The sequence below is a fragment of the Citromicrobium bathyomarinum genome, from assembly GCF_021021475.1.
GTDB classification, from domain to species: Bacteria; Pseudomonadota; Alphaproteobacteria; order Sphingomonadales; family Sphingomonadaceae; genus Alteriqipengyuania; species Alteriqipengyuania bathyomarina.
This window is the reverse complement of sequence record NZ_JAINWL010000002.1, coordinates 723,813-744,877: the sequence shown is the minus strand read 5'-3', so window position 1 is coordinate 744,877 and position 21,065 is coordinate 723,813. Positions and strand designations below refer to the sequence as shown.

Here is a 21,065-nt window from a genome sequence, read left to right as displayed (position 1 = left end):
CCTGGCAATGATCAGAAGACCAGCGCGGCGATGACACTGATGGCAATCCCAAAGGCCGCTACCGCGAAGGGAACGACCAGCACCTGTGTATAGACTTCCAGTCGGCCGAGCGGCCCGTAAAGGCTCTGGAGCTTGCCGCCCGATCGATCCAGCGGACTTGTCGGCTGCGGGTTCGACTGACCGAGCATGACGCGCGCCACGCCGAAAAACATGGCGATATAGACCACCGATATCACGATGGCGAATGCCGCCCTGTTTCCGCCTGTCGCGCCCAGCAGAGCCGCCAAGAAAACCGCATAGCTTCCGATCATCGAGATCCAAATGGCCCTCGGCAGTTCGAACATCCGTGCCTCGGACTGCTGACGGAGGGCAAGATTTTCGTTGTCGTTCGCCTCATTCGGAACGGAAAGGACCGAGACATCCTTCCGGAATTCAGGCTGCGCTTCGAGGGCAGGCGTGCGGAGAGCGGCATCAGACATAGGGTAGATCCTTTCCTGCGCGCCCTCCGGACAAGCCTTCGCGGCGCATGGTGATGGCAGTAAGCAAGCTGTCGGCGATCATCCGCGCGCGGGTCCCGACCAGCTCGGTGGCGGCGGGATGACTTTCGGCCTCCCGCAGCGTCTCGTAGAAGAGGTTCAGCCAGCGCTCGAAGTGCTCGAGCTGTAGTCCGGGTATCGCCAGATGCTTCAGCATGGGATTGCCAGAGAACTCTCCGCTGTTGTGAAGTACTGATCGCCAGAACGCTTTCATCCGGGCGAGATGTGGCGGCCAGTCGCTGATCCGCTCTGCAAAGATTGGCCCCAGTAGATCGTCATCGCGGATCTTCGCGTAGAAAGCCTCGACGATGTGGTCGATGAACGATGCGTCGATGCCGATGCGGTGGGCTTCAGCGCGCTTTTCCTCGCGCTTGCGTCGGACATGAGTCCTGGACTCGGCGGCTGAATCGACTGTCATGCCTCGCCTCCCTTCTCCGGGGTCCGGGCTATGCCGAGGTCGTCCGGTGCGCGCAGGAATTCGACGTGAAATTCGACGGGGCCAAGTGGTTCGACCCGGTGAACGATCGTGGGCTCGACCACTCCTGCCGTGCTGCCAGGTTCGAGAATACGCTCCTCATTTTCGCGCCGCGGATCGGTTACGCAGTAGCGCAGCTTCCCCCGCGATACGTGGATCAGGCCCCAGACGCCTTCCTTGGTCGAATGGTCGGCCAGCAGGCCGGCGGGCACGCTGTCCTGCGTGAAGGTCGGCGTGGTCTTGTAGCTTTTGAGGGCGGGCAATTGATCGGGTTTCATGTCATGCGACTTTCAGGGGATTGCGGAGGGCTGTGAGCGTTCGGCTGATCTCGTCCCCCATCAGAGGCTTCTCGATCAGGACGGCATCGCAGCCTGCAATGCGGTTACGCAGCAGGCGGCTGGGATGGGTGGCGATGACGATCGCCAGCGCTTTGTTTCCTTGCGCGCGCATCTCCTCGAGGACCTTCACACCGTCGCTGCCGTATCCCTCGTCGATGACGAAAGCTTCCTGCGCGCTCTCGCCGATCTGAAACCCGTCGATCGAAAGCGAGAAACTGAGCGCGGCGAGGACGGACGGGTCATCGACCAGCAACTGTATCGTGCAGGTTTCGGCCACGATCCGTCCTCCTCCTCGCCAAGCGCCCGAGATCAGGCAGCCTGTTTCCAGTTCGGCTCGAGCGTGACGTGCGGCGGGCATTGCGCAATGGTCCCCACCGGCAGACCGGCGAGCTCGTTCGCGAAGCCGTGGTTTACGTCGCGGTGATGGGCTTCGTCCGCGCGGACAACGAGCACCACGTCGCGCAGCGTCGCGGCATCGGGAAGACCCCAGTATCGCTTGGCGATCTCAGGGGCAGGCACGTTTTCGCTGCGACCCTCGTCGATCTCGGCGAGGTAATGCGTGTAGCTGATGACCGCTTCTTCCTCGAAGTAGCCCACCACGCGGTGCGCGGTCTTGGAGCTGACGAGATAGAGTGCGAAGAAGAAGAGGTAGAAGACCCATTGCACGCCTATGATCACGGCGCGCTCGAAAACCGTCGGCTTGGACACCTCGATGAAGGTCATCAGGTGCATACGCTCGTTTTCAGCTTCGTCCATGAGCGTCTTGATCCAGCCCTTGTCGTCGCACATGCGGCGCAGACAGGCGAGGTGGTTGATCGTGGCCCCGACCATTCCCGGCACGGCGGCGACGGTTTCGAGCACGACGGCGCGGTGGCCGTAACGTTCGGCAAAGAACGTGTCGGCGGTCCAGCGCAGGGCTTTCGTAAAGCCGAATGCGATCTTGTCCGAAATACCACGCGGATGGTGGTGGATGCCGAGGTCGATGAGGGGTGCATTCATTGAAACTTCTCCATCCGGCGGCCATTGATCAGGAAGCGCCGCCGATGCCCCCCATCTATGCTGATGAACGGAAACGCGAAATTTGGATAATCACCCTACGACCACTCCCCTAAGGGCCTTACCGGAGGTGCCCGGTCAGAGCTTTGCCAGTCGCTTCCTCCCGCGGCTGTCCTTCATGCAGGCGACGCTGGTGGCTCTGCTGGCCATCGGCTTTGCCGTCGCCGTCCGGCTGATCTTCGCCGAAGAACTCGGCCAGCGTGCCACTTTCATCTTCTTCGTCCCCGGCGTGGTTGTCGCCAGCGCGCTGTCGGGATTTCGCGCCGGAACCTTTGCCGCTCTAGCCGGCGCACTGGCGGGGCTCGCCTGCGATCGGGTCAGCGGCCCCGTCGAGAGCGGAAGCATGATTGCGGCCGCGACATTCGTGGTGATCGGGATTGCTGTGGCAATCGGAGGCGAGTGGTTCCAGCGCGCGCGGATCGAGACTGAGGCGGCGGCCCTAGGCATCGCGAGCCGAGAAGCCCACCTGCGCTCGATCCTGGATACAGTTCCCGATGCCATGGTTGTGATCGATGAAGCGGGTCTTATCCGCGAGTTCAGTCCGACTGCGGAAAGGATGTTCGCATGGACGGCGCGCGAGGTGATAGGACAGAACGTCAGCGTGCTGATGCCCGAACCCTATCGCGCGGCGCATGATGGGTACTTGGAACGCTATTACCGAACTGGCGAACGGCGGATCATCGGCAAGGGACGCATCGTGGTGGGCCAGAGAAAGGACGGCTCAACCCTTCCCATCGAATTGGCGGTGGGCGAAATGCAGGCCGAAGGGCAGCGCTATTTCACGGGCTTCATCCGCGACCTGACGGAGCGGCAGGAGGCGGAGGCGCGGCTTCAGGAGCTCCAGAGCGAACTCGTCCACATTTCTCGCCTCACGGCCCTTGGCGAAATGGCATCGGCACTCGCGCACGAGATCAACCAGCCGCTCTCCGCCATTGCCAATTACCTGCGGGGCAGCCGCATGCTGCTGGAGCGCGAGGATGCCCCGCTGGACCGGGTATCGGATGCGATCGGTAAGGCTTCGGAGCAGGCGCTGCGCGCAGGCGAAATCATCCGAAGGCTTCGCGACTTCGTTTCCCGGGGAGAGACCGAAAGGACGATCGAGAACCTGCCACAACTGGTAGAGGAAGCCTCCGCATTGGCCTTGGTCGGAGCGAAGGAACACGGAATCCGTGTGACATATGACCTCGATCCCGCCATCGACCTGGTGCTCGTCGACAGGATCCAGGTTCAGCAGGTCGTTCTCAATCTAGTGCGCAACGCTGTCGATGCGATGGCAGAGTCCCCCTCGACGGACCGTGCCCTGACGATCACGATAGGCCCTGACGAAGCCGGCCTTGCAAAGGTCGTGGTGAGCGACACGGGGCCGGGCATCGACCCCGAAGTGGCCGATCGCCTTTTCCAGCCGTTCATCACCACGAAGCGGACTGGCATGGGCGTGGGTCTTTCCATATCGCGCACGATCATCGAGGCTCACGGCGGGAAGATCTTTGCAGCCCCCTTTCCCGCAGGAGGGGCCACGTTCGGCTTCACGGTGCAGGCAGTGACGAAGGAGGACCTCCACGATGGACAGTAAGGCGCTGGAAAATTCTATCGTCTATGTGATCGACGACGACGAGAGCGCGCGCAGATCGCTGGAATTCCTCCTGGACGTTGCCGGCGTCCGGGTCCGTTCATTCGCCTCGGGCGACGAATTCCTCGATTCCTCTCCGCCGCTGAAAAGTGCCTGTATCATCACCGATGTTCGTATGCCCGGCATGGGCGGCGTAGACCTGACCCGGCACGTGAAGCAGACTGACCCTTCGGTTCCTGTAATCGTGATTACCGGACACGCTGACGTTCCCATGGCGATCGAAGCCATGAAGGCGGGTGCCTCGGATTTCATCGAAAAGCCGTTCGAGGACGACACCATCATCTCGGCAATCCACCGGGCTTTGTCGGAAAAGGCGGAAGGCGATGCTGCAGCCGAGGAACGCCGCGAGATCGAGGCGCGCCTTTCGCTTTTGTCCGGGCGAGAGCGCGACGTTGTCGAGGGCCTGGTGGAAGGCAAGGCCAACAAGATGATTGCGTTCGACCACGACATCAGTCCGCGAACTGTCGAGGTTTACAGGGCCAACGCCATGATGAAACTGCAGGCGAAGACCCTGTCAGACCTGGTGCGGATGGTCACGATCGCGCGTCTTTCCTGAACTGCAGGCGGACCACGCACTTACATACCGGAGACTAGCGCCTTAACCTGACAGCCTTTCCTGAGTATGCCGATTGTCGGCTTCGCTTCAACTACTACTAGAAGCGGAAATGCTGCTAACGGCCCAATAGACGACCTTACAGTGGGATTAGCCCCTTTGCTAACCGCTCAGTTGCAGTATTATTTCGATTGCGAGATGCTCGTTGCATCCAGAACCACGCGGACCGTTTCCTCTGGCTGATCCCACATCGGGAAGTGTCCGCTACGCTCGAACCAGTGCAGCGTCGCTTCGGGGAAGGCTTTCATCGCGCGATCCGCCTGCCGCGGTAGGCACAGCCGATCCTTGCGTCCCCAGCCGATGACGACCGGCGCAGCCGTGTTTGCGGGGCCCTTTTGCATTGCGCCGTTGGCGAGGTCCTTCACAAGCGAATTGACGGTGCGCGTATCAGCCAATGATTTCAGCTCGCGCGCGACGAATGCCGGGTTGAGCGCCCAAGGCCTCGCTGAGAGCTGGGCCATCAGCGCTGTTCGCCCTGCGACATTTCCGGTGATGGCAGAAAGCGCCGGTCGCAGCGCGCGAACCAGGGCAATCGATGGCGTTATGGTGGCTTTGAAGAACGTCCGCTCCCACCCATGCCAGAATCCGCCCGGGTCCAGTGCGACGACCGCACCCGATTGGCCGCGCCGCGCCATCTCAAGCACCAGTCGAGCGCCCAACGAGCTACCCACCATATCGACCCCGATGAGATTTTCGGTGCGGAGCCAGCTGTCCAGACTGCGCGCAAGTCCGTCGAACGTGCCGCTATCGGTCTCTTCGGGTGTCTGCCCGTGGCCGGGCAGGTCCACGGCGATTACCTCCCTGGCTTGGGAAAGCGCAGGCGAGATCGTGTCCCACGAGCCGCAGGTTGCCCCCAGTCCGTGGACAAGGAGAAGGGGTTTTCCGCGCCCCGTGCGCGTGTGGTGCATGGTCATGTAATGGTAACGCCTCGCACCGACTTATGGGCCCGTGGATGTCTATATTGCCGAATGTGAGGCCAAGAGCGGACGGTCCGCTATCGGCCCATTAGCTGTCCTCGGCCCAAACGCGACCGGTGGATCGGTTAAATAGAAACCGGGGTTGCTTGAACTCAATCATCAGGTTTTGCCAATCGTACTCCCGCTCAACCCAAGCCCGCGTAATGGTCAATTCTGGAGTGAGAATAGGGTGTTCGATAACATCCGTGATCGGCTGCCCGCGAAGCGAATGCAAAATCGCTTCGGGCAGCGACTTTTCCATGACCTTCACGGTGTCATATCGCCACGAAAAATTTCGGCTGCCCTCATCCCAGCCACTTGCGCGAACGTGACCGTCGAAAACAATCAACTGCGGAGGCGCGAAATGATGGGCCCGGTATAGCTTTCCAGATTTTAGGAAGTCCGCTACATCGTGCTCAAGTCGTATGGCGTTGATGGCAAGCTTGTCGATCCAACCATGCGCACCAAGGCCGGCGAGAGTTCTCGCGGCTTCGGCCCTTTCCGGCGATAATGCGTCGAAAGCATAGGTGTCGAGAATTTCGTTCAACGAATCCGCTTGGACTTCACGAATTGCCATGTTCAAATGATCGTCCAGTGCCCGATATCTCGCGATCACCGGGATGAATTGATGGCAGAGAAAGCTTCGCGCACGCACAATTTTGAGATCCACGAATTCGACGGGGTTCCCCTGCGAAGACCACCGCTCGGAGAGTATCTGCAACCGACGCTGGGTGGTGACCATGCGGTCCGCCAACTTGGCGAGACTCATTTCAGTATAGTAGTCGACCCAACCCGCAACGAGACCGGCGGCACCGACGACATCTAGGGTCTCGGTATCATGGTCCCAACCGTCATCCCAGTCATCGTGGTCCGGGCCATAGTAAACCAGAAGCACCACATATGGCGCCAGTTCAAGTTCAACTTCGCAGCTGTGATCTGCGTCATCGATGAAAATAGAGAGAACCTTGGTTCTCCGCCATTGGTCGCGGGAGAGCTCACCCTCAATTGCGTCCAAGAGGTCCAAAACCCTCCTTGGTGCGTTTTCCTTGCCGTCATCTGCGTTCCAGTTCTTCATGACTCCTGCCTCCGCAATGAAGGCAGGCGGTTATTGGGTGTACACATGTTCGCGCTCCTCACCGCCGCAGGAAGGGGTTGGAAACGAGATCCTTCGCGATCTTCGCGGCACGGTGAAGCTCTGCTTCGCCTTGCTTGAGGCGAAGCTCGAAGTCTTTGCGAGGAACAGGGCCGATGCGGACTAGACGCGCATCGCTGTAACCGTATCCGATCTCATCCTCGTGCGAGGCGACCATGAAGAGCCGGGGATGCGGGGAATACCAGGGCGAACAGCGCGGGTTGACCCTGACCTTGTTGTTGAGGCGCTCGTAGATTGCGATGTTTGTTGGGCCTTCGCTTTCCTTTCCGGGACGAAATGCGATCGCAATCACGTCCCTTTCGCGCGTGTAGCCTTCCTTATGAAGTTCGAGCTCCCTGCCTTCAGGGACTGCAATGAGAGCTGCCTCCCTGGGGTTCGAAAGTTCACGAGGGGCTGAGTTGGCGATCATCGCGCCAAGCGCTGTCACGTATTTGTGAGCCGCTTCGAGGTTCAGCGGGGAGTTCTTGTATGCAACCATTTCTCGATCCTTTTTGTGGTCCCCACGCGCTTCCTCTCTCTGGAAGGCCAGTGCGCGAGGGCAAATGCGTCGCAGACGCATCTCTCCTGTGGTTCAAATTTCGGGTTGCCGAATCCGTGGCTCATCCACTCTCGGCCGGAGCGCCCACAAAAAGGCTTCGTAATATCCTGCATACTGGCAGGACATATGGACACGCTCGCTACCGATATCGGCACAAGTGGCCGAATATTAAAGGCATATTTTTCAAGAACCGCATTTTGATGGTTAACGCCGATAAATACATGCATCATCCCAATGGGCTGTTTTGGGTCTGATCATCGCGCGTGACCCGATTTTGGTGAGGCGAATGTGGATGCAAAAAAGGGGGGGCGCGTGATGCGCTACCCAAGTTAGCGTTGAACTCTTGCAGTCGACTTTCTTGCGCGCTCGATTGCTTGCCAAGCCGCGTGACCGGCGAGCAAGCTGCGCCGCAGGTGCGGCGAGCACGACTTGAACATCCAGTAGACCCACGCGGCTTGTGCTTCGCTGCCGAGCTGACTGACCCTTTGCAGGGGCGATGGATCGGCACTTGAAAGAGCCAGTCTCCCAATGGCCGCCGAATGCGCAAGGATATCCCGCGGCACAACTGCAAACACATTCGATAAAAGCCCGGCGCGCGGTACGAGATCGAAGAACGACGATGGGAACTGCGCTTTGGCGATCCGGTGATCTCGGGCGTGAGGCTGACCGGGCGTGCAGATTAGGGCTTGGGTCTCGGGCGTAAAGAGAGCGTGGATGTCGCAGCGTATGCGTTGTGAATCGTAGCCCGCGCCATAGCCTTGCACATACAACGTAAACTTTGCTTCGGAATGGCCATATCGGGCGCAGACGAATGCACCGAACCCGAACGGACGCAAGGGCTCGAATGCGTGTGGAGGTGGTAGGATCGAAAGGACGACCATGCGCTCTGGGATGGTTTTGATGATGCGATTGCGCATGTTGGTGGTTCCTGAATGCGTCAACGGGCGGCATCCCGTTCGAATGCCGTCCGCAAAGATGGGTGGTAAGGTGCTGAGATGAATCGACTCTCTTAGGGATCGGTGAGTGCCGGCCGATCCGCAAAGGCCAGCTGCAGCAGGTGATCGCTCAAGGCCTGCGCATTCTTATGAGCAGCGAGCTCTCCCCAATCCCCCCAGCGATCGAGACGGTGAGCGAGCCAGGCGAACATCCGGTCCCGCGCGTGCTCGTCAGGGAATGACATCGACCACAAGACCCGTGTGAGCGGAATGTTGTTGCCGAGCTGGGCGCCCATCAACTTGATGCCGGGCCGATCCGCAATTGCTTCACGGACAAAGCGGTAGGGCAGTTCGCGGGCGAACGCTTCCTGCACCGCAAGCACGCGCTCGCGTTCCTCCCTGTTCTCACCTTGGTCGAGGCCGATGCGCGGCGTGAGGGTGGGCAGACCGATCGGCAGGGGCGCCGATCCTGCACTGCGGGTCGATGCGAGCATGACGAGCACGGCTCGACCCTCGTGGGTCAAATCCTCGACGCGATTGTTGGACGTAAGCCCAACGCCTTCCAGCCAATAAGCGTAGAACGCCTGCAGGTGCCAAAGGCCGTCGAAAAGGTCGCGAACCCGCTCTTCCGTCTTCACCACCCTGCGATCGATCGCAACGAGGACTGCCAACAGGAATTCCAGCTGGGCTTCGATAGCATTGGCAGGGTGAGGTCCCATGCGAAGCCGGTCGGTCCACAGATAGTCGCGCACGCTATCCCAAGCGTTGCCGTGCTCGTCGCGAAGCTCCTCGCCATCTTCGGATGCAACGAGCCAATAACCCCAAGGCAGGCGGGGGTTTCGCTTTTCGGCGTAAGGGATGTTGTCCATGACTGCCTCCCTCATGCCTTGTCCGGTGTGGTATCGGTTGCACGGGGCGCGAGTGGCACTCCGCTAGAGGGTGCGCAGCCATCGTCCAACGCATTGAGCGCGCGCGCCAGTGCGCAGGTCTCCTCGTAGACGTAATCGATCGTGCGATAGACCTCGCCATCCTCGCGGTGGCGCGGCGGCTTGTAGCCATGGGGAACGAGATCGCCGGGCTTGTCGCAACCAAAACCGAACCACCAAGTGTTGTCACCCGACTTGTTCCACTCGCCGCCCCCCGGATGTGTGCGACCGCTGCGCCGCCGTTCGCTCACATGACAGATCGCGATCGATTCACGTTCATATTCACGGCAGGACTCGGAATAGTCGAGACCGCGATGCGCCGAAATGTCGAGCTCGGCAGGGATCGCATCGTAAGCGAAGCCCCAAAGCGGGTGGTTTGGTGCGACAGCTACATAACCGCCCAGCGTCCCGTTGGCTTGTCGCAGGATGATGCAGGACATACCCGTCCTGGCATCCACCCAAGCGAGCTTATCAGGTTCCCCCGTCCACGGGCCCGCCCCGCGCGGATGGCGTTCGAGGTTGCGATACAACTGTAGGGGGTGGATTTCGGTATCGCCAACGGCAAAGCGCTGGGACGGTTTGGCGAGGTTGGTGTTCGACTTAAACGGCGCGACGGCGCGACCAGGTTTCTGCTTGGGCATTAATAATTCCTTTCGGTATAAAAATGGCCGCTGTCCGGGGTGGACGAGCGGCCGATGGGTACCTTTGTTGGAGAGGAAATGAGGGAGGTGGAGGACACGGTGAGGCGCTGCTGCGCCCGATATCCAAGGTGCTGTAGAGCAATATTGTCAGGTCATGCGGGTTCTCCTTCGACTTTCGTGCGCAGCCGTTTCGAAGAGACGAAGCCGGTGGCAAGCGGCGCGCGGTAGATCGCCCCCCGCAATCCTGCCTCCGCGTGCCGGGCACGAGCCCAGGGTGCGAATGTCCTTGTGCAGAATTGCGACTGCGGAACGCTTCGTTGCAAACGCTCCGAAAGTGCCTGCACGGTCATCGCGCGGTTGATCGTGACCTGCCCCAGGCTGGACAGTTGCAAAAGTGCAATGACCGTGGTGGTGACGACGTCGGCGAGGACCTGCTCGCTCACCTTCTCCCATTCTTCGTTCTCGACCATCGGTCCGATGTCTTCGGAAGGGCTGGGCTTGTTCGGGATAGCCAGAGCGGCTGCAAACTCGGGCAGGTGCACGCTTGGAGCGGCCGCCGAACTCGTCTGGCATAGATCGATGCGCTGGCGGCTGTGGGGGTGAAGGTCCACCAATTGTACGGGCACGACGAGCGAATGCATCATGGCTGCCGCTCGCAGAGCGGCAAAGTCCTTGGCTTCGCCGCCCCAGCTGGTGACGAGCCCCTCGGGCTGCGCCCGGCACGCATCGAAGAATGCTTCGACCATTTGCTTCTCGCTTCTGGTCTCTGCCGTCAATACGACCGGCTCTTCGATCTCCGGCACAGTCTTGCCGGGAACGAACCGCAGAACTATCCAGCTAACCGCGGCGACGCGGTGAAAGCACCAGCGAATTTTCGGCTCGGCCGCCTTGCCTTCGGCAATCTTGTAGCCGGTGTGCCGGTCGCGATCATATCTGTATTCGAAGTCGACAACGATAAGTGTCAGTGCAGTATCGTTATCCTCGCCCGGACGCGATGCGAACAAGCGAGCATCCTCAGCCCATTGGCCAAGGCAGGTCTGGGTGGAAGGGCTCATTGCGAAAATACCTTTCGAGGGGAGAACGCGAAAGGCCCGCACGCTGGCGGGCCTTTCGCAAAATTGGATTGTTGTTGAAGTTTGGAGTCAGCGATGACGCTCGACTGCCGTAACCGTCTGCGAGGTCGGCTGCGGCAGGGCCTTTTCCCAGAACCAGGCTTTCTCTTGTGCGACATCGGAGAGGTCGAAGAGTTTGCTCCATACCCGCTCGCGCGCGTTCCATCTGTAGCCGCGGGCTTTGAGCTCGTCCTTGGCGGCATAGGGCGCACCATTTGCTGAGAGCTTTACGCTTGGCTGCGCGGCGCGCTCGATCAGCCGAGCAAAATGCGAACGCACCTGTCCGCTGTGCGGATCCGGTCGACGCTGCTGCAATAGCTGGAGCAAGCTCCAAACGTCATCGCCGGCCCGGTGGGCTCTTCCGAACAGGCCATGTTGGGCGAGCAGGAAGGATTGGCTGCGGCCTTCGAAGCCAAGGTCCGCCCAGGCAATTTCCGAGCAGCTGCAAGCCCACTTGCTGTCGGCAAATTCGGGATAGCGCCGGTCGATCCACTGAACGTCGAAGCGCGCATTGTGCGCGCACAGCCAGTCCGCCCTTCCGATGAGCGCGCGCACCTTTCGGTCGTCGATCGCCTGACCGAGCAGGTCGTCATCGCACAAGCCGGTGATCGAGCAGATCTCCGGTGTCAGGGGTTCTCCCGGATCATTTAGCCAGGACCATGGCCCGAGCTGCGCTTCGACTTCGCCCTCTTGCGAGACAAAGACGAGCTCGATGGCCAGTTCGATGATTTCGCCGCTTGCAGGATCGAGCGAGGTCGTCTCGACATCGACGAGCGCCACGCACACGGTATCGTCGGGCGGTCGGTTTCCTTCCATGTGCGGAAACGGCGCAGGAACGCGCCTTATAACCTGATAGTCGGCGTGACTGTCGAGCAGTCGTGCGGCGCGCTCAAGGCGGCAGCTGTGATAACGGGATTTCATAACTCGGTTTCTCCGTATTCGTGAAACCGGCGAGGCGCAGGCTGCGCTCTTCGCAACCTTTTCCTTTCCACCTGCCGGTTCCAATCCGGCAGCTCTTCCCTTCAGTATTTCAACCTTCCCCTGACAGCCTTGGCGAGCACGGCTGGGGGCTCTTTTCCCGGTGCGGTCATAAAAAAGGGGCGGCCTTCCGGCCGCCCCGAAATCCTTTCGGACCGCCATGTCAGTCCTGGTAGTCATATCTTGACATATCGACCGCAGGTGCAGGGATTTCACAAGCTCGCTTGCGGTCCGCCTCAATCGGCAGGGGCCTGCCGCCTGCTTGCGCAAGCCTCAGGGAGGCCAGCAGTCTGTCATACTGGCAGCGCAGTTCTTCCAGCTTCGCCTCGGCCCGCTCGGCCCGCAACGCTGAGGCAGCAGCCTGCGCTCGCTCCTGATCGAGTTCATCAATAGTGGCGGCATGCTTGAGTTCGCCAATCTCCACGGCTTCCTTCATCTCGGCGATCTCGGCTTCCAGCTTGGAAATCCGATCACGCAAGAGCGCTTCAGTCTTGGCCGCTTTCGCCCGGTCCTGAGCCACGGCCATGCCGGCAAGACCCGTGACGAGATCGAGTACATCATCGCCGACCACCTTCAGGCGTTCTGCCACAGCGTTCCTAAGGTCCGCCGGCGCGTCGCCCATATGTTGCCGGCCTTCTTCGCGCTTGCGGTTCTTCCAGTCGTCGAGCTTGGTGTAGATTGACTGGTTGGCGCGAGCCATACCAAGGTTCGTGGCGATACGATTTCCATTGACGAGTGCTAGGTCGCCGCCTGCCTCCTTCAGCAGCTGGTCCGCCACCCGGTCGACGGCTGCCTGCGTATTCCATTCATCGCTTGTTTTCATGTGACAATTCCTTTCATTCGCTGGTCAGCGAATAGAGCGAAACTCGCTGCATTCGCTGGCGATAGCTTTCGTGGAGCCGACCGCCTCTTTGGCGGCCGGCAAACAATCACGCTTCGAAAGGATGCGGGTCGCTCGGTTCTGCCTTCGTCATGGAGCGAATCCAGCGAATGGGAGGTCTGCTGCTCGTTGTCGGCCATCGTCGCGCATCGAACCTCGAGCGATACTGCACGTGGCGAGATGCCGCATCCGCTGCATGGCGGGTATCGGGTTTGGAGATCACGCGCTCTATGCCAAGGATCAGCAGTATGAGATGGCTCATCTCTCCACGCCTTGTCCGCCGTGGTCCACTGGATATGGGCTGCGACTTCGCTCTGCGCCAGTCTTGTCCGGTACGGCTCCGCGTTCCTGATGCGAAGACGGACGTTCGCTATCCAACATTTGACCTTTGCCGGGCGAAGTCGGCTCTGGCAAACCTGACGGGCCCTCATGTTTCTTTTCGGGCGTGGGTCCGAACGTTCCCTGTCTTTGACGGGTCAGCTCGCGTTCGATGCTTTTGACGAGGAGATGGTCGCCTTCAAGCATCGCGCGTTTTCGTGTTGCCTCACCAGGCTGCAGCCCGGGATCATATATGAAGCGATCGGGTCTGACGTAGGCTACGTGGATCAACCGATGAAAGGTAGGATCGCTGCGCTGAGCTCTCCAGAAATCCCTGGCCCATGGATACTGTCGGTCTTCCATGTCAAGTTCGCCATCGACGATTGTTGCACGCCCGCAAGCGAGTGCGGCAGCAATCATCCGGCGTTTGTCGAGCTGGATCGCCTCAATCGCTCTCAGCCTGTTCTGGACCTCCCGATCGACCAGGACTTCTGGAGCGGAACCGAACGCCCGGACCAAATTTGTGTCATCGAGGAAACGAAATTCCTGACCGACAAACTCGCGATGGTATCGTGATGAAGCGAGGAAGAGCTTATCGTGATCGATGTCCTCGTCGAGCTTGCGCCGCGCCTCGAGCAATATCGGATCGTCGCCTTTTACGATCGAACGCGTCGGGTCGCGCTGCAGATATCCCGCGACCAAATCCTCCAGGCCGATGCCAAGCGCAGGGCGTGCGAGCCCCGTTTGCAGATCGACACCCTTTTCGCGATACTGCCTGGCAGCCTGTCTAGACCGGCGCCGGTCATCTTGTGTCGCATGAAAACGCAGTGAGGTATCGTGGATGGAGACAGTCGACCCACTTGCGATCGCATCGAGATGTGCCTTGCCCTTGTCAGCCTGGTCGTCTTCCAAAACGATGCCGAGCTCTGCTGCTATCCTGATTGTGTCGAGGATGGCGCGCTGCGTGCCGGCAATGCGCACCCGTGTGTATTTGTCCTGTGCGATCCGGAGCGCGTCGATATTCGCCCGCCGGCTTGTCTGCCTAACTGTAACGAGATTGTCGGTCTCGACGAACGCGATGGTCAGTTCGCCCGAGGTTCTCCGGAGCCAGTACTGGACTTCATTGTCGACGCGCCTGATTTCGTAACGCTTCTCCAGATCGCGTGGTGCCTTATTCCGGTCCTTGCCAAGCCGAAGGTGGCCCCAGATGATAAGGCGCACAGCTTGCCAGCCCCTGACCTTCTTGCTCCTTGCCTCCGCTTTGTCGGACCGCTTCCTCGCCCGCTTTGCTCCCTTGGCAATCGCGAACTCGCGGACCATGGCTTCTTCCGAACGCCTTCGCAATGCCTGCTCGGTGACCGCCGCATTGTGCCTGTGGCCGAGCTTGGCATCCTTGATCCTCTGGCGCCTCCGCTTGTCGTCCTTCGATAGGAGGTCCTCGATCCTCGCGATCTCAGGCTTGAGATCCGCGGCTTCCTGTTTAGCGCGTGCATCACGGTCGATCTTTGCGGCTGCAGTCTCCTCCGGTGGACGGTTAAACACCGGCATTGTCAGGGGGCGAAAATCGAGCTTCTCCTTCGGCGCTTCGAATTTGGCCTTGAAGCGATTTGCAAGCTTGCCGAGCGCGGCATTCGCATAGGCATCGCCTGCGCCCACCCATTCGCCGGTCGGCTGTAAGTCCGGACCGATCGCCTCCAAGCGGCCCGTATTGCCCACCTTCACATAGCGGATGCCAAGGGGCGCAAGCGAGCGATGGGTTTCCTGCCAGTCGTCCGATTGTTTGATCCGCGGTGCCACCACGACCTGAACATAGCGCTGAAGCGACCAGGGTGTGCCGGGCTCGATCCCTTGCGGGGCTTCGTTCGATGCAAGTATCGCGTCGTGCTCTTTGCGCACACGTTTCATCAGCCCGCCATCGGGCCTCGGATTGCCTTTGCGATCCACGCGGCTTTTGTCCTTGGAGCGGAGGATGCTACCCGTGCGATCAGCAACCTGCGTTCCGGTCAGAAATGCGAATACGCCTTCCTCGGTGGCGATATAGCGTCGCAGCGGCTCCGGGCGCAGCTCGTCATCGCGCTCCACCACAGCGATCGCCACCTGTGCAGCTTCCTTGAACCAGCCATCGGCAAGCGGCTGGCCTTTGCCCTTGGCATCGACCGACAGCAGGTTGCCATGACCATGGACTTGGGTCTCGTTCTGTTGGGCGCCACGCTTCTCGCGGTGATAGGCTTCCAGAGAAGGGCAGCCCGATACCTCGAGCACATGACGGATCGTTCGGTTCTGCCGGGCGAGCCTGTGCGGCTCGAAGACCTCGCCGTTCCGGTGCGACCAAGTATAGTGGTAAAAATGATCGAGGCCGGCTGCAGCTGCGGCGACCGCCAGCCGCTGGATCTTTGCCAGCGTATCTCCATCGCCAAGCCCATGGCTCGCGGAACCGATCACATCGTGGTCGTCTTCACGCACGATATAGGAGGCCGCCCGCGTCGCATCGGACACGAAGTCGGACTCGATCATAGCCTCCTCGTAGGCATCCCTATGCACGCGCTTGATCTCGAGCCCGTTGATATAGCTGCCGCAACCATAGACTATATCGAACGCGCTCTTCTGGGACGTGCGTGGGCGGCTCCCCTTGCCGTCCTGCGCGATGGCATAGCGCCAGATCTTGATGATCACCCGCTTGCCCTCCCGCGCTTCTGGCGGGTGGCGGCACGGTTCTGCCGGACCTCCCAGTCCGCGCAGGCCTCGCTGTAGCTGGCGATCGCTGCGATCAGCTCCTGCGACAGGTCGACGCGGTGCTGGTGGCTTTCCAGTAGCCGCGAGATGAGCGCTTCTACCTCACGCTCGACCCTCTCGATGGCAGGGTTGTGTGCATGCGCCGGCAATGCATGACGATCCTGTCGCAAAGCCGTGAGCGCCCGCACGAGATCTCCTGCGGCATGCAGTTCGCCGGACAATTCGTCGGCCAGCCGCATAAGCCGCGCCGCGACATCATGGCGCGGATCTGCATACCCCTCGTCGAACAGCACACGTTCGCGCACATATTGAGATACATTCCCGCGCGCGGCGTTCTCTACCCGCTGCCTCTGCTCCTCGCTTTCCCAATAGACCGTAGTCGCGAATTTCTGACCGCTACCGCCGGTTTTAGGCTCTTTCATCGCGCACGGTCCCTGTTCGGCGCACGACGTGCGACGGCCCAAAAACCCAACGTCACGAAGCGCAGCGACACGATGTTGGCAGGGGCGGACATTCCGCCCCCATCCTGCTTAACGGCTATACCCCTTTCGCCAGAGCTTCTCATGACATGGGGATCCCGAGCTTCGCCATCGTCTGAACGAAAAAGGTCTCGGCCTCTTCGCCGAGCCTCTCCATTTCGCCTCTGGCCCATGGGTCCGAGGCGAGTACATGACCAGCCTCTCGGATGGCTTCGATATCATTGGACTTCCAATAAGCGCGCCAGAAAGTCTTCGCGGTCGAAGAGCTTAGCTCGGTGAACGTGAAGGGCATCTCGCGAGGGCTAGTCGGCAGATCGTTGATGGACGGCTGTGCAAACTCGGTGGACGAGACCTCATGGTTCTCGCCGTCATCTGAAACGCTATCGAAGCTGTCGATATGATCGAAGACGTCGAGCTCGGCATTCAGCGCCACGAGAAAGTCGGTGCCGGGGCCATAGGTCCCGCCGGACCGCAATTTGGTCCTGAACTGTCCGAGGTAGCTGATCCATCCTTCGAGCCAGCTGACCTCGTCGGCGTGCAGGTTGAGAAGAGGGTAGGCAGCGCGCAATTTCTTGACCACGAGCTTGGGATAGAACTGCGCGCCGTTTCGGGCCTTGCGGTGCAAGTCGGCGGCCAACCAGCTGAACGCCTCCGACCAGAGTTCATACTTGCCGCCACGACGGATCCTATCACGCAGGCTGGCGGGCATGGGTTTCTCCATGCTGGCCAACTCCCTGGCTTCCGGTCCGTTTGGAAACTGATTGGCGAGCCGCACTTTTTGGCGACGCTCGCGCTCGGCCTTGGACAGGACTTTGCGTGACCGTTGACCATTCTTGGGAGGTTCGGGCTTACCCTCGGCCCCACCTTTCTCGTTTGCCTGATGCTCGGATTCTTCTGAGCAATCGAGACCGTTGTCTACTCCGTCCATTTCTCTTGCCTCCGTTGATATACGAAGGGTTTTAGAAATTTTTTCCCGCATAGCCAAAGCGGTCGGTTTCGTGGAAGCTAAATCGGAATGCTACGACTGTCTTCCTCGAACAGAATTTATGCCCAATCAGCTTCCTTGTTCTTGAGGGAAATTCAATCATCGATCATGGCCGCATAGCATACACAAGGCCGTGACCGATATTGGGTCTATGGAAGATTGTCTGCTTTAGGGGCAACCTTCAAGAAGCCAGCCTTCGGAACCCTCGTCACTCGACGTCCTAGGGGCATACCAAAATCTAGCGCGCCGATCGCATCGACAACCTCGTCGACAAGCAGGCAGTGTAGCAACTCGCGCGCCGGGACCGGCTGAATTAGGGATGGCGGAAGTTCATGATCTTGGGCCAGCGCTGCAAGCGCCGCCAGCTCCTTTTCTAGCAACAATCCGACTGCCATCGTGTTGCACTCAAGATTAGCCCCCTATCCCTGCCGCTTATCACGCGATACCAGCAAAAAATGGCCGGTTTCATAGATATCAGTCAATTGCGTGCGTTTCTCGAGCGCGAAGGAGTACGCACAGCTTATATCAAGAAGCTGAGCGAGAAGCAGGACAACGAGAAGAACCAGATCTATTTCGGCAGCCAGCTGCCAGGTCTCATCAACCTATTCCCCGCAAGACTGTCATTCCGCGAAGGCAGTACCAGCACTCAGAAGCGCAGGTCAAAAGCCGGACAGCCGATCATCGAGGCGAAGCTGAATTTCGCTTGGCTGAGCAGGTCGGGCGAGCGTTTTAAGGCGCCGCACACAAAGATCATCGACTATTTCCAGTACCCAGAGGTCCGGATGTCGGGCTTCCTGAGGGACTGCACCAACCCTCCTGATGCGCTGCGCCGCGAAAACCAGAGGGCATACGGCCAGCGTGTCCTCGTTTTGGGAACAGGGCGTGACGGGACGGTTCTGGGTCTCATTTTGACAGAGCGCGAGGACTCGCTTGTCCGCGCATTCCCCGAACTTCCCTTCGTATCCTCGAGCGGCGTGCTGCAGATCCTGCTCGTCGACCAGACTGGCTTCGAGGATCCGGCTACCATTCTGCACCGTGAGATTTCAGCGATCGTGAGGCAGGGCTGGCATTGGTCACGAATTATGAAACCGAGCGGGGTCAAGCCTTTCACCGGTAATCAGGGCGGCGGTTACACGCTCGAGGCGTTACTCGGTGTGGTCGCCAATGCGGACAAGAAGCCCGATGCCCACGGCTTTGAAATCAAATCATATTCGGGCAGCCGGATTAGTTTGATGACCCCAGTTGCAGACTACGGCTTTGAAGGCGAGCACAGCTTCCGTGAGTTTATGGAGCGATTTGGCCGGCCAAGCCTGAAAGGCGATGGAACGCACCGGTTTGTCGGGCTGCACCGCGCCGGCGAGACCTGCACGGGCACGGGCCTCGCTATGCGCGTAACAGGGTACGATCCCACCACCGGCACATTCGATGCCGAGAACCGCATTGGCGTCGAACTGTTCGATGCGGACGATGGAACAATCGCGGCAGGGTGGTCGATCGACAAGCTTGCCAACTGCTGGAATGCGAAACACGCGAACGCGCTCTACATTCCAGCTAAATGCAGAATCGGCGAACGCGGAGGAAACGAATACGCCTATGGTCCGACTTGGGTCACTGGTGCCGGGACAGATGTATTTAGACTGCTGCGCGGGATCGCCTCGGGCCTAGTTTTCTACGATCCCGCACACACGATATATGCTGATGGCAAGACCAAACCGCGCCCACAGTGGCGGATTAACTCCTCGCGACTTCCAGAGGCAATGCAGCAGCTCTATGCATCTTCGCAAACTGCAACAGTCTGATCCTTTCCGATGACGCTGTGCCTGTCCTCCCCGTCCAGAAACTCTGCAAGGCGTTCTAGTACGTCTTGAACGGGAAGCTTTTCACGCCCTTTCAGCTGGCATTCCCATACCTCTGCCAAGCGCCAGTCCGCTTTCAGCAGCGCTTCCCTGTTGCGGACATCGCGCGCGATATTGTCGGCAATCTTTTCCTGCCAGAATTTCCGTCGCGTAGCGGGCCAACGGAACAGGTGGCAGTCATGCCCGTGCCAGAAACAGCCGCGTACCTCGATTGCCGCATTCCGGGAAGGAAAAACGAGATCCGGTTTTCCCGGTAGTCGCTTCTCGTGCAGGCGAAAGCGATAGCCCATGCGGTGAAGACCAGAGCGGATAAGCATCTCCGGTTTTGTGTCGCGCGCTCTTATGGCGGACATCATCCGGCTGCGGGTCATGGCATCCACGACGTCAGGCAACTTCGGCCAACTGCCTTCCGTGCAGGCTCGCCTTCTCCAGCTCGAGCGCGCGATCAAGCGAAGGTTTCATGTACCGTGCGATCGCCTCGATGACCGGTACGACGACCGCATTGCCGAACTGGCGATAGGCTTGGGTATCGGACACTGGGATGATCCAGTCCCGCCCGTCGCGCTCGAAGCCCATCAGCCGGGCGCATTCGGTCGGGGTGAGTCGTCGCGGGCGCGTGCCTTTCTGCTCAATCAGGATTTCCGAACCGTCCTTATGATAGCGGGCCGAAAGCGTGCGGGCGACATCATCAGGCGTATGGCTCGTGAATCCGAAACCGTTGCCCGCTTTCTCGTGCTTTTTTCGGTAAGCTTGGAGATAGTCCCACAATTTTGGCGTCAGCGTGTATTTCGCATCGATCTCGTTATGCGACTGGAGGATCGAGCCGAGCGTCGGCCATTCCTCTTCGGGGGGGAGCATTTTCGCGAAGTCGGCAAAGCTGAACTTCACGTCCTCGCGGAAACCCACGATGAAGATGCGCTGCCGTTTCTGCGGAACGAAGGGCGCCGAACTGATCACCCTGAAATCGATATTGTAGCCAAGGTCCTTCGTCAGCGTCTCGCGGATCACCTCGAATGTCCGCCCGCCATCATGCGACTGCAGGTTCTTCACGTTCTCGAGCAGGAAGGCGGCCGGACGGTGATGATCGATGATGCGGGCGATCTCGAAGAATAGGTTACCCTGAGCCTCACAGGCAAACCCATGGGCTCTACCTAGGGAATTCTTCTTTGAGACCCCAGCGAGAGAGAAGGGCTGGCAGGGAAAGCCTGCAAGCAGCACATCGAATTCCGGAATGAGCGAGGGGCTCTCTCCGAAAGGACGGATGTCTCCTGCAAACACGTGATCATCGCCATCGGGAAAATTGTGCAGATAGGTCTTCTGCGAGAAGCGATCCCATTCACTGGTGAAGACACACTGTCCGCCGATGGCTTCGAAACCGAGGCGCATTCCGCCAATCCCGGCGAACAGATCGATGAAGCGGAATGCCGCCTTGGCCTGCGGCTTCCTGCGCCGGGCCACAGCAAGGTCGCGCACGCGCTCGCGCACCAGCTTCGGTACATCGCAGTCGCCGGCAATATACCGCTTCACTTGTCGCGGCGAAACGCCAAGCTCTCCAGCAGCGGTATCGGGATCAAGCCCCGCCTTGTGGAGATCGGATGCAAACAGGAAGGGCGCTTCGGCCATAGGGCTCTCCATTGCTGGGTCAGGGAATGACATCGTGGCACACAGAGTCCCGCCAAGCAAGGTTTTGTTCCTGTTTTGTATCTCCGCCGTCCACAGTCGTGGCGGGCATGCCGTTTAGCTACGTGTTGTGTCACATGATCTTGGACCAGGCTTCACCGCCATGCCTTGATGTCATTAAAGGCTTACCCCTTCTTGCAATCCCGAAGGCTCACTGGCGCGGTGGAAAAATGTCTTCGGTCCTCGTCCGCAACCGGCCTTGCCGGCAATACGCCAAGTCATCCTCGAGCGACTATCCCACTCACTA

General features: G+C 59.7%; 22 protein-coding genes. 3 read left to right on the top strand and 19 right to left on the bottom strand.

What is annotated here, in order from left to right; genetic code table 11:
* Nucleotides 1-11: 11 nt before the first annotated feature.
* The 5 genes from K7H93_RS11390 to K7H93_RS11370 are packed head-to-tail and all read right to left on the bottom strand — an operon-like array spanning nucleotide 12 to nucleotide 2,348.
* Complete coding sequence (locus K7H93_RS11390) at nucleotides 12-479, bottom strand: hypothetical protein (protein ID WP_230783709.1); 468 nt, start codon at nucleotides 477-479, stop codon at nucleotides 12-14.
* Nucleotides 472-954 carry a group III truncated hemoglobin gene (locus K7H93_RS11385; RefSeq protein WP_230783708.1) on the bottom strand — a complete coding sequence of 161 codons (483 nt, stop codon included), beginning with the start codon at nucleotides 952-954 and terminating at the stop codon, nucleotides 472-474. Before K7H93_RS11385 ends, K7H93_RS11390 begins: the two co-directional genes overlap by 8 nt.
* The gene (locus K7H93_RS11380; RefSeq protein ID WP_230783707.1) at nucleotides 951-1,274 is read right to left on the bottom strand and encodes a TehB family protein; all 324 of its coding nucleotides are present in this window, start codon (nucleotides 1,272-1,274) and stop codon (nucleotides 951-953) included. Before K7H93_RS11380 ends, K7H93_RS11385 begins: the two co-directional genes overlap by 4 nt.
* A gap of 16 nt (nucleotides 1,275-1,290) precedes the next feature.
* The gene (locus K7H93_RS11375; protein ID WP_230783706.1) at nucleotides 1,291-1,626 is read right to left on the bottom strand and encodes a DNA-binding transcriptional response regulator; all 336 of its coding nucleotides are present in this window, start codon (nucleotides 1,624-1,626) and stop codon (nucleotides 1,291-1,293) included.
* 32 nt (nucleotides 1,627-1,658) lie between these two features.
* On the bottom strand, nucleotides 1,659-2,348 hold the full coding sequence (locus K7H93_RS11370) for an alternative oxidase (RefSeq protein WP_230783705.1): 690 nt from the start codon (nucleotides 2,346-2,348) through the stop codon (nucleotides 1,659-1,661).
* Between the two features lie 175 nt (nucleotides 2,349-2,523).
* Between K7H93_RS11370 and K7H93_RS11365 the strand changes: the two genes are divergently transcribed.
* Together K7H93_RS11365 and fixJ are read left to right on the top strand one after the other, a co-directional pair.
* Nucleotides 2,524-3,978 (top strand): two-component system sensor histidine kinase NtrB, encoded by a 1,455-nt coding sequence (locus K7H93_RS11365; protein WP_230783704.1) that lies wholly within the window; start codon nucleotides 2,524-2,526, stop codon nucleotides 3,976-3,978.
* Nucleotides 3,968-4,591 carry a response regulator FixJ gene (gene fixJ / locus K7H93_RS11360; protein WP_230783703.1) on the top strand — a complete coding sequence of 208 codons (624 nt, stop codon included), beginning with the start codon at nucleotides 3,968-3,970 and terminating at the stop codon, nucleotides 4,589-4,591. Before K7H93_RS11365 ends, fixJ begins: the two co-directional genes overlap by 11 nt.
* A gap of 179 nt (nucleotides 4,592-4,770) precedes the next feature.
* On the opposite strand, the gene K7H93_RS11355 is transcribed toward fixJ, so the two are convergent.
* The 12 genes from K7H93_RS11355 to K7H93_RS11300 form a co-directional block, all read right to left on the bottom strand.
* Nucleotides 4,771-5,556, bottom strand: coding sequence for an alpha/beta fold hydrolase (locus tag K7H93_RS11355; RefSeq protein WP_230783772.1), 786 nt, complete (start codon nucleotides 5,554-5,556; stop codon nucleotides 4,771-4,773).
* Between the two features lie 97 nt (nucleotides 5,557-5,653).
* A complete protein-coding gene (locus K7H93_RS11350; protein WP_230783702.1) occupies nucleotides 5,654-6,679 on the bottom strand; it encodes a hypothetical protein in 1,026 nt (341 codons plus the stop codon).
* A 58-nt stretch (nucleotides 6,680-6,737) separates the two neighbouring features.
* Nucleotides 6,738-7,235 carry a hypothetical protein gene (locus tag K7H93_RS11345; protein ID WP_230783701.1) on the bottom strand — a complete coding sequence of 166 codons (498 nt, stop codon included), beginning with the start codon at nucleotides 7,233-7,235 and terminating at the stop codon, nucleotides 6,738-6,740.
* Between the two features lie 389 nt (nucleotides 7,236-7,624).
* Entirely contained in the window at nucleotides 7,625-8,212 is a 588-nt protein-coding gene (locus K7H93_RS11340; RefSeq protein WP_230783700.1) for a hypothetical protein, read from the bottom strand.
* A 92-nt stretch (nucleotides 8,213-8,304) separates the two neighbouring features.
* Nucleotides 8,305-9,099: a hypothetical protein gene (locus tag K7H93_RS11335; protein ID WP_230783699.1), complete on the bottom strand. Its 795-nt coding sequence runs from the start codon at nucleotides 9,097-9,099 to the stop codon at nucleotides 8,305-8,307.
* An 11-nt stretch (nucleotides 9,100-9,110) separates the two neighbouring features.
* On the bottom strand, nucleotides 9,111-9,797 hold the full coding sequence (locus K7H93_RS11330; protein ID WP_230783698.1) for a hypothetical protein: 687 nt from the start codon (nucleotides 9,795-9,797) through the stop codon (nucleotides 9,111-9,113).
* Nucleotides 9,798-9,949: 152 nt separating this feature from the next.
* Nucleotides 9,950-10,852 carry a 3'-5' exonuclease family protein gene (locus K7H93_RS11325; RefSeq protein ID WP_230783697.1) on the bottom strand — a complete coding sequence of 301 codons (903 nt, stop codon included), beginning with the start codon at nucleotides 10,850-10,852 and terminating at the stop codon, nucleotides 9,950-9,952.
* 87 nt (nucleotides 10,853-10,939) lie between these two features.
* Nucleotides 10,940-11,830, bottom strand: a complete 891-nt coding sequence (locus tag K7H93_RS11320; RefSeq protein ID WP_230783696.1) for a 3'-5' exonuclease — start codon at nucleotides 11,828-11,830, stop codon at nucleotides 10,940-10,942.
* A gap of 220 nt (nucleotides 11,831-12,050) precedes the next feature.
* Nucleotides 12,051-12,710, bottom strand: a complete 660-nt coding sequence (locus tag K7H93_RS11315) for a hypothetical protein (RefSeq protein ID WP_230783695.1) — start codon at nucleotides 12,708-12,710, stop codon at nucleotides 12,051-12,053.
* Between the two features lie 315 nt (nucleotides 12,711-13,025).
* A complete protein-coding gene (locus K7H93_RS16105) occupies nucleotides 13,026-15,758 on the bottom strand; it encodes an LPD7 domain-containing protein (protein WP_230783694.1) in 2,733 nt (910 codons plus the stop codon).
* Nucleotides 15,755-16,240: a hypothetical protein gene (locus K7H93_RS11305; protein ID WP_230783693.1), complete on the bottom strand. Its 486-nt coding sequence runs from the start codon at nucleotides 16,238-16,240 to the stop codon at nucleotides 15,755-15,757. The genes K7H93_RS16105 and K7H93_RS11305 overlap by 4 nt, the downstream gene beginning before the upstream one ends.
* Before the next feature lie 139 nt (nucleotides 16,241-16,379).
* Nucleotides 16,380-17,225 carry a hypothetical protein gene (locus tag K7H93_RS11300; RefSeq protein ID WP_230783692.1) on the bottom strand — a complete coding sequence of 282 codons (846 nt, stop codon included), beginning with the start codon at nucleotides 17,223-17,225 and terminating at the stop codon, nucleotides 16,380-16,382.
* A gap of 512 nt (nucleotides 17,226-17,737) precedes the next feature.
* Here K7H93_RS11300 and K7H93_RS11295 point away from each other — a divergent pair.
* Nucleotides 17,738-19,081 carry an MvaI/BcnI family restriction endonuclease gene (locus tag K7H93_RS11295; RefSeq protein WP_230783691.1) on the top strand — a complete coding sequence of 448 codons (1,344 nt, stop codon included), beginning with the start codon at nucleotides 17,738-17,740 and terminating at the stop codon, nucleotides 19,079-19,081.
* Here the strand turns inward: K7H93_RS11295 and K7H93_RS11290 are convergent.
* Complete coding sequence (locus K7H93_RS11290; protein ID WP_338080314.1) at nucleotides 19,051-19,518, bottom strand: very short patch repair endonuclease; 468 nt, start codon at nucleotides 19,516-19,518, stop codon at nucleotides 19,051-19,053. The two genes, K7H93_RS11295 and K7H93_RS11290, sit on opposite strands and share 31 nt — an antisense overlap.
* 4 nt (nucleotides 19,519-19,522) lie before the next feature.
* Nucleotides 19,523-20,761, bottom strand: coding sequence for a DNA (cytosine-5-)-methyltransferase (dcm, locus tag K7H93_RS11285; protein ID WP_230783690.1), 1,239 nt, complete (start codon nucleotides 20,759-20,761; stop codon nucleotides 19,523-19,525).
* Nucleotides 20,762-21,065 lie beyond the last annotated feature (304 nt).